At 67.6% G+C, this 7,886-nt stretch carries 8 protein-coding genes; 4 read left to right on the forward strand and 4 right to left on the reverse strand.

Annotation, left to right across the window (positions count from 1 at the left end):
* Positions 1 to 136: 136 nt before the first annotated feature.
* Both ACM9NP_RS10590 and ACM9NP_RS10595 read right to left on the reverse strand, forming a co-directional pair.
* Positions 137 to 1,153: an S-adenosylmethionine:tRNA ribosyltransferase-isomerase gene (locus tag ACM9NP_RS10590; RefSeq protein WP_415646466.1), complete on the reverse strand. Its 1,017-nt coding sequence runs from the start codon at positions 1,151 to 1,153 to the stop codon at positions 137 to 139.
* A complete protein-coding gene (locus ACM9NP_RS10595) occupies positions 1,150 to 1,827 on the reverse strand; it encodes an SDR family NAD(P)-dependent oxidoreductase (RefSeq protein ID WP_415646467.1) in 678 nt (225 codons plus the stop codon). The genes ACM9NP_RS10590 and ACM9NP_RS10595 overlap by 4 nt, the downstream gene beginning before the upstream one ends.
* 133 nt (positions 1,828 to 1,960) lie before the next feature.
* On the opposite strand from ACM9NP_RS10595, the gene ACM9NP_RS10600 reads away from it, so the two are divergent.
* On the forward strand, positions 1,961 to 2,326 hold the full coding sequence (locus ACM9NP_RS10600; RefSeq protein ID WP_415646468.1) for an Imm51 family immunity protein: 366 nt from the start codon (positions 1,961 to 1,963) through the stop codon (positions 2,324 to 2,326).
* Between the two features lie 168 nt (positions 2,327 to 2,494).
* Here the strand turns inward: ACM9NP_RS10600 and ACM9NP_RS10605 are convergent, their stop codons facing one another.
* Positions 2,495 to 3,331 (reverse strand): class I SAM-dependent methyltransferase, encoded by an 837-nt coding sequence (locus ACM9NP_RS10605; protein WP_415646469.1) that lies wholly within the window; start codon positions 3,329 to 3,331, stop codon positions 2,495 to 2,497.
* A gap of 99 nt (positions 3,332 to 3,430) precedes the next feature.
* Positions 3,431 to 4,387 (reverse strand): LysR family transcriptional regulator, encoded by a 957-nt coding sequence (locus ACM9NP_RS10610; RefSeq protein ID WP_415646470.1) that lies wholly within the window; start codon positions 4,385 to 4,387, stop codon positions 3,431 to 3,433.
* An 83-nt stretch (positions 4,388 to 4,470) separates the two neighbouring features.
* Between ACM9NP_RS10610 and ACM9NP_RS10615 the strand changes: the two genes are divergently transcribed.
* The 3 genes from ACM9NP_RS10615 to ACM9NP_RS10625 are packed head-to-tail and all read left to right on the forward strand — an operon-like array spanning position 4,471 to position 7,851.
* Entirely contained in the window at positions 4,471 to 5,169 is a 699-nt protein-coding gene (locus ACM9NP_RS10615) for a succinate dehydrogenase cytochrome b subunit (RefSeq protein WP_415646471.1), read from the forward strand.
* A 1-nt stretch (position 5,170) separates the two neighbouring features.
* Positions 5,171 to 7,108, forward strand: coding sequence for a fumarate reductase/succinate dehydrogenase flavoprotein subunit (locus tag ACM9NP_RS10620; protein WP_415646472.1), 1,938 nt, complete (start codon positions 5,171 to 5,173; stop codon positions 7,106 to 7,108).
* Complete coding sequence (locus ACM9NP_RS10625; protein ID WP_415646473.1) at positions 7,105 to 7,851, forward strand: succinate dehydrogenase/fumarate reductase iron-sulfur subunit; 747 nt, start codon at positions 7,105 to 7,107, stop codon at positions 7,849 to 7,851. Before ACM9NP_RS10620 ends, ACM9NP_RS10625 begins: the two co-directional genes overlap by 4 nt.
* The last annotated feature ends 35 nt before the right edge of the window (positions 7,852 to 7,886 follow it).

Consider the following 7,886-nt stretch of genomic DNA (forward strand, 5'->3'; position numbering starts at 1 on the left):
CCACGGCGCACGCGATGAGGTGTCTGGCGATGACCCTCACCGCGTGCGCCTTTTGTCGCGCGGTCCATATTCCGACGCGGCAGTGAACGGATTCGGACCGCCCGACGGTCATCCGTGGAACGGATGGTCTCAGCCCTCAGCAGATGAGGTGTACGTCGCCGAACTCGTGCCACAGGTACCGTCCCGCGACCGCCCTCCGGTACGCCTCGGCGAGTGCCGGCACCGGGCAGATGGCCGACAGCATCGACAGGTGCGTGGATCGCGGCTCGTGCAGTCCGGTGAGGATGCCGTCGACGGCGCGGACTCCCGTATCCGGAGTGATGAGGTGCTCCGTCACTCCCGATCGAGGCGAGACCACTCCGTCGGAGTCCGTCGCGCTCTCCACCGCGCGCACGACGGTCGTACCGACGGCGATGACCCGGCCCCCGTCGGCGCGGACGGCGTTCACGGCCTGGGCCGCGCGCCGATCGACGGTGAAGCGCTCCGGGTAGGGCGGCTCGTCCGCCTCGGGGGAGGCCACACCGGTGTGCAGGGTAATGGTTGCGATGTCAATTCCATTGCGGCGCAACCCATTCAACGTGTCCTTTGTAAATGGGCGGCCCGCCGACGGCATTTCGGCGCTGCCCGGTTCGGCCGCGAAGATCGTCTGATAGTCGGCCAACGGGCGATCGGTATTCACATAGGAGTAACGAATCGGCCTGCCGTACTCATTGAGGTATATCGAAACCGATACATCGAGCTCCGCGACCCACAACCGAGCCGAGTGCCTCTCGACGAGTTTCAGGGTTGCCCCACCCGGCAACGGCAGCCACTCGTTCGCCCGCCCGCCGTCGTAGCGGACATGAGAGTCGCCGACCCTGCGGCGAAGCTCCACCAGCCAGCGGCCGTCACGATGAGGAGTGGAGAAGTGCAGGACGAGCCGGTCCAGCCACACCGCGGCCGGAAGCGTCGCCGAATCGTTGACGACCAATAGGTCGCCCGGGCGCAGCAGGCTCGGCAGTCGGTCGAAACGCTCGTCCCGGCTCTCGCCCGTTCGCGTGTCGGTGACGAGCAGCCGCACGTCGTCCCGCCGTCCCCCACCGGCCTCAGGAGGGCGGTCCGCCTCGAGCGCGGCGTCCAACGCGAACGTGAACGGTGACGCGATCGTCGTCATGTCGAGCTCCCCGCCAACAGCTCCGACGCGCTGAAGCGTCCACTGTCGGGGCGTCGCTCCAGCAGCGCGAGGATGGCGGGCACCGCGTGCTCGCGGGGCTCGGGCGCCTCGGCGGCCTCGGCTCCGATCGCATCGGTGAGCATCGTCGTGTTCATCTCACCGGGATCGACCGCCCAGACCCGAATCGACGGTTCCTCGGCGCCGAGGACGTTGCCGAACTGATCGAGGGCGGCCTTGCTCGCCCCATAGGCCGACCAGCCCTCGTAGCCCCCGGTCGCGGCGTCGGAGGAGATGTTGACGACGGCACCGGAGCGCTCCCGCAGTCCGTCGATCAGTGCGACGGTCAGTGCGACCGGCGCGAAGACGTTGGTGTCGAACAGTTCCGGCAACGCGGCCAGCGGGTAGACGGTGACTCGCGGCAGTGGCGTCGGGCCGAGCGAGCTGGCGTTGTTGACGAGCAGGTCGACACCGCCCGCGGCCTGGGCCGCGCGGGCGAGTGCCCTTCGATGGTCGGGATCTCGGACGTCGCCGGCGATCCAGGTGTGACCGTCGGGTTCGGGGGCGGTCCGTGCCGTCAGGATGAGGCGCCAACCGTCGGCGGCGAGCGCGGTGGCGAGGGCGGCCCCGAGTCCGCGGGAAGCGCCGGTGATGAGTGCGGTTCGCTGATGTGTCATGAGATCGACGTTATGGCGATCGTGGTGTGTCGGCCTCGGTCGAGCGTCGGCGGGCAGCTCGGTATTTGGTCCTAGGACCACGGTCGGGGTCGGTGTCGCTCGCTGTGTCGTACGAGGCGGTTAGGGTGCGGCCATGACGAATACGGATGCCTTCTCGACTCTGCCGAATGTGAAGTTCGTGTCGGGGGAGTCGAGTTCTTCGGTGATCCTGGCCGCCAATGGTCCCGCGGACGCGCATTTGGAACCGCTGTTCGCGGAGTACTCGCTCGAGGGTAGTGGCTACGACCTTGGGTCCATTGTGCATGCGTTGGTGTTGACGGAGGACGCGGTGCTGCTCAAGCGGTTCCGGTTCGACTGCGAGGCGGGAATGTTCTGCGCGTACGGGTCCGACCTGGAGGCGTTGTACGCGGTCGCCACGGGGTTGGAGCGACTGTTGGCCGACACGGAGCTCGTGCGGTCGATGTTGGCAGTCGCGCAGGAGAGGGACCTGTTCGACTGAGGCCCGGGGCGGCCTCGTTGGTGCCGCGGGATCGACGAACACTCGGTCCGGCGCGGCGTTCGACCGTTCCGTCGGTCGAACTCGCGCGCTCTGCCGTCGTGGAACCGTTGCGGCGCGGCGTTCGTGGCCCCGTCGTGTGGGAGCCGACCCGACACCATGGCGGTGTCGTCAGGTCGGCTTTCGCCAGATGATGATCTCGGTGCTCGGTTGTCGTTCCGCGAAGAGCCCGCCGGGGGAGACCTGCTGGAGCAGGCTGCCGAGCTCCGCCTCGAAGTCGTTCAGGTGTTCCCCGAACAGGTGGGGCGCGGACGACGACATCGAGTACACCCAGGAGATCACGTCCGCGCTCGTGCGACGCAGTTCCGCGCCGCCGGGGGCGATGACGCGTCGTGGCCCGAGGAAGCCCGCCCGGGCGAGAACCTCGGCTTCGCCGCCGGGGGTGCCGTGCCGGATGACTCCCTGACCGGCTCGGCGCACGGGTCCGAGATGTCGGGTGACGAGTTCGCCGATCTCGGCGTACGGAACGGCCGGGTGCGCGAGGCCGTCGGTGCTTCGGGTCTCCGTCTTGAGGTCGGCGATGTGCACGAAGGCGCCGCCCGTCCGCAGGAGGTCCTTGATGGTGGTCGCGACGGCGTCGCGGTCCATCCAGTGGAAAGACTGGCCGAAGGTCGCGACGTCGAAGGTTCCGAGGTCGTTCGGCAGTGTCTCGGCGCGGGCGCGTATCCATCGCGCGTTGGGCGTCTTCGCCTCGTCGGCGCGTCGTCGCGCTTCGTCGAGCATGCCCCGGTCAGGGTCGACCCCGACGACGTCGGTGAACAGGTGGGCGAGATCGAGCGCGAGGGTGCCGGGCCCGCAGCCGACGTCGAGGAGTCGGCCCGAGCCGTCGAGGTGGAGGGTCTCGACGAGGAGGTCGGGGACTCCGGGCGCGTAGGGGACTCGTCCGCGTTGGTAGTGCGGCGCCGATCCCAGGAACAAGGTGTCGTCCCACTCCCAGCCGTCGATCATGTGGTCGTCCGTTCCCCTTTGTGCCGTCGTGTGGGTCCGTGGGTGATTCTGCCCGGTTCGCCCGGGACACCGGTCGGACGTTGGGTCGTGGCGTTCCGTTCAGGGCTGATACGAGGAGTCGGCGGGGACGGGGGAGCGGAGGAGCCGGGTTCCGGGGGCGAGCGTTTCGCTGCGCGTCCACAGGTGTTCGAGGAGGACACGTCGCAGTTCCTGGGCGGCGCGTGGTGGGGCGACGTCCTTGCGGTGGGCGACAGCGATGGTGCGTTGTAGTCCGGGCGGGGTGAAGGGGGTGATGCGCAGGCCGGAGCGGTCGGCGACCATGCGGGGGACGACGGCGAGACCGAGTCCGGCGCGGACGAATCCGAGGACGGCGTCCATCTCGCCGCCTTCGACGGTGAACGTCGGTTCGAATCCGGCGACGCGGCAGGCGGCGGTGGTGAATTCGCGGAGGTCGTAGCCGCTGCGGAACATGACGAGAGGTTGGTCGCGGAGGTCTTCGATGCCGATGCGTTTGCCTTGGATGGGCGGCTCGGCTTCGGGGGAGGAGACGACGACGAGTTCCTCGCGGAGGAGTTCGGTGGCCGAGAGCGCGGGCACGAGTCCGCGTTGCGGGGTGATGATGAGCGCGAGGTCGAGTTCTCCGGCGGCGAGGGTGCGGACGAGGTTCTGCGAACCGCCCTCGTCGACGTGAAGCGCGACTTTGGGGTACTGGTCGTGGAAGACCCGCAGCACGTCGGGGATGAGGCTGGCGCACAGGCTGGGGGTCGCGCCGAGTCGGACGCGCCCGCGTTCGAGGTGCACGGCGTCGGCGACTTCGCGGCGCGCGGTCTCGGCGTCGGCGATGATGCGTCGCGCGAACGGTAGGAGCGCCTCGCCGGCGTCGGTGAGGGTGATGTTGCCTCGGGCGCGTTGGAAGAGCTCCGTGCCGAGTTCCTTCTCGAGCGCTCGGATCTGTTGGGACAGCGACGGCTGTGCGATATGCAACACACTGGCCGCTTTGGTGAAGTGCCTGGTGTCGGCGACGGCGGTGAAATACCGCAGTTGGTGGAGCTGCATGCGCCCACGATAGCTCTTGGCTATGGAAACGAGCGCCTCCATATCTTGGACGCAAGATCATTTGATCCGTAGGTTTGGGCCTCATGGTTTTGGCGACGAAAGAGCGACCGTCAACGGTCGTGGCGCTATGGAGATCGACGATCGGTAAGAAGGTCGTCATGGCGGTCACCGGCGCGGTGATGCTGGGGTACCTGGTCGTGCACATGGCCGGCAACCTCAAGGTCTTCTACGGCTCCGAGGAGTTCAACTCGTACGCGGCGTGGATCCGCACCTTCGGTGCGCCGTTGCTGCACGCGGAGTGGTTCCTGTGGTTGGCGCGGATCGTGTTGTTGGTGAGTGTGATCCTGCACGCGGTGTCGGCGTATCAACTGTCCCGGTTGGACATGAAGGCGCGTCCGGCGAAGTACGTCAAGCGGCGGGCCAAGATGAGCTACGCGACGCGGACGATGCGCTACGGCGGCGTGATCGTGCTGTTGTTCGTGGTGTGGCACATCCTCGACCTGACGACGTTGACGGTCAACCCGCTCGGGAAGGCCCATCACCCGTACGAGAACCTCGTGGCGACGTTCTCGACGTGGTACGGCAACGTCATCTACATCGTCGCGATGCTCGCGGTCGGGCTGCACGTGCGGCACGGCTTCTGGTCGGCGGCGCAGACGCTCGGGCTGGGGAGTGCCCGGCGGCAGCGTGTCCTGAGGACCATCGCCAACACTCTGGCCGTGGTGCTGACGATCGGCTTCATCGCCGTCCCCGTGTCCGTGATGACTGGATTGGTGTCCTGATATGACTGTTGGTGAGTACGGCGTCGGCGATCCGGTCGTCGACACGAAGGCCCCGGACGGGCCGGTCAAGGATCGTTGGAACCGTCGCCGGTTCGAGGCGAAGCTGGTCAACCCCGCGAACAAGCGCAAGTTGTCGGTCATCGTCGTCGGCACCGGCCTCGCGGGGGGCTCGGCGGCGGCGACGCTGGGCGAGCTGGGTTACCGCGTCAAGAGCTACTGCTATCAGGACTCCCCGCGCCGGGCGCACTCGATCGCCGCGCAGGGTGGCATCAACGCGGCGAAGAACTACCGCAACGACGGTGACTCGGTGCACCGGTTGTTCTACGACACCGTGAAGGGCGGCGACTTCCGCGCCCGCGAGTCCAATGTGCATCGTTTGGCGGAGGTGTCGGTCGAGATCATCGACCAGTGCGTCGCGCAGGGCGTGCCGTTCGCGCGTGAGTACGGCGGTCTCTTGGACACCCGTTCGTTCGGCGGCGCGCAGGTGTCGCGGACGTTCTACGCGCGCGGCCAGACGGGTCAGCAGCTCCTGTTGGGCGCCTACCAGGCGCTGGAGCGGCAGATCGCTGCGGGCAACGTCGAGATGCACGATCGACACGAGATGCTCGAACTGATCATCGTGGACGGTCGGGCGCGCGGCATCGTCGTGCGCGACCTCGTCTCGGGTGAGATCACCACCGAGTACGCCGACGCCGTGGTGCTCGCCTCGGGCGGTTACGGCAACGTCTTCTTCCTGTCGACGAACGCCAAGGGCTGCAACGTGACGGCGACGTGGCGCGCGCACCGCAAGGGCGCGTACTTCGCCAACCCCTGCTACACGCAGATCCACCCGACGTGCATCCCCGTGTCCGGGGACCACCAGTCGAAACTGACGCTGATGTCGGAGTCGCTGCGCAACGACGGACGAGTGTGGGTCCCCGCGAAGGCGGGCGACACGCGCACCCCGGCCGACATCCCCGAGGACGAGCGCGACTACTACCTGGAGCGCATCTACCCTGCGTTCGGCAACCTGGTTCCGCGTGACATCGCGTCGCGTGCGGCGAAGAACGTGTGCGACGCGGGTCGTGGCGTCGGCCCGGGCGGTCTCGGTGTCTACCTGGACTTCGGCGACGCGATCAACCGGCTCGGCCGCAAGGCCGTGGAGGCCAAGTACGGCAACCTGTTCGAGATGTACGAGCGGATCACGGGCGAGAACCCGTACGACACGCCCATGCGGATCTACCCGGCCGTGCACTACACGATGGGTGGCCTGTGGGTCGACTACGATCTACAGTCGACGATCCCCGGTCTGTTCGTCATCGGTGAGGCCAACTTCTCCGACCACGGCGCGAACCGGCTGGGCGCCTCGGCGCTGATGCAGGGCCTCGCCGACGGCTACTTCGTCCTGCCGAACACGATCGGCGACTACCTGGCGGCCGGTCCGTTCGAGAAGCTGAGCGACGACCACCCGGACGTCGCGGCGGCGCGAGCCGACGTCGAAGGGCGCATCGAGCGCCTGCTGAACGTCAACGGCGACCGCACGGTCGACTCCTTCCACCGCGAACTCGGCGACATCATGTGGGAGTACTGCGGCATGGAACGCAGCGACGCGGGTCTGCGCAAGGCGATCGAGCAGATCGGCGCGCTGAAGGAGGAGTTCTACAAGCGCGTGAAGGTGCCCGGCACGGGCGCCGACTTCAACCAGTCGCTGGAGCGCGCCGGTCGTGTCGCGGACTTCTTCGAGCTCGCCGAGCTGATGTGCGTCGACGCCTTGCACCGCACCGAATCCTGCGGCGGTCACTTCCGCGCGGAGAGCCAGACCGAGGACGGCGAGGCCAAGCGCGACGACGAGCACTTCTCGTACGCGGCGGCGTGGGAGTACACGGGCGACCAGCCGGTGCTTCACCGTGAAGAACTGGTCTTTGAGTATGTCAAGCCGACCCAGCGGAGCTACAAATGAAACTGAACCTGCGCATCTGGCGTCAGAAGGGTCCGCAGGACTCGGGGACGATGGTCACGTACGAGTTGGACGACGTCTCCCCGGACATGTCCTTTTTGGAAGTACTGGACGTGCTCAACGAGCGGCTCACCCTGGAGGGGGAGGAGCCCGTCGCGTTCGATCACGACTGCCGTGAGGGCATCTGCGGCATGTGCTCGCTGTTCATCGACGGCCGCCCGCACGGCCCGCAGCAGAACACGACGACGTGCCAACTGCACATGCGGCAGTACTCCGACGGCGACACGATCGACGTGGAACCCTGGCGTGCCAAGGCTTTCCCGGTCGTGAAGGACCTCGTCGTAGACCGGTCGGCGTTCGACCGCATCATCGCCTCGGGTGGCTACATCAGCGCCCCGACCGGTGCCGCGCCGGACGCGCACGCGTCACCGGTGCCGAAGCCGGTCGCCGACGCGGCGTTCGAGCACGCGGCGTGCATCGGCTGCGGCGCCTGCGTCGCGGCCTGCCCGAACGGGTCGGCGATGCTGTTCACCGCCGCGAAGGTCGCGCACCTGAACGTCCTCCCGCAGGGCCAGGCGGAACGCGAGACCCGTGTCCTCGACATGGTGGACACAATGGATGACGAGGGCTTCGGTGGGTGTACGCTCGCCGGTGAGTGCGCCTCGGCGTGCCCCAAGGGCATCCCGTTCGAGGCGATCTCGTCGCTCAACCGCGAATACCTGCGGGCCACGCTGAAGCGAGGCTGACGCGATTCCACCGGTGTGACGGCTCGTTTTGGTGG

It is taken from the genome of Stackebrandtia soli (assembly GCF_965137155.1).
Taxonomy (GTDB): Bacteria; Actinomycetota; Actinomycetes; order Mycobacteriales; family Micromonosporaceae; genus Stackebrandtia; species Stackebrandtia soli.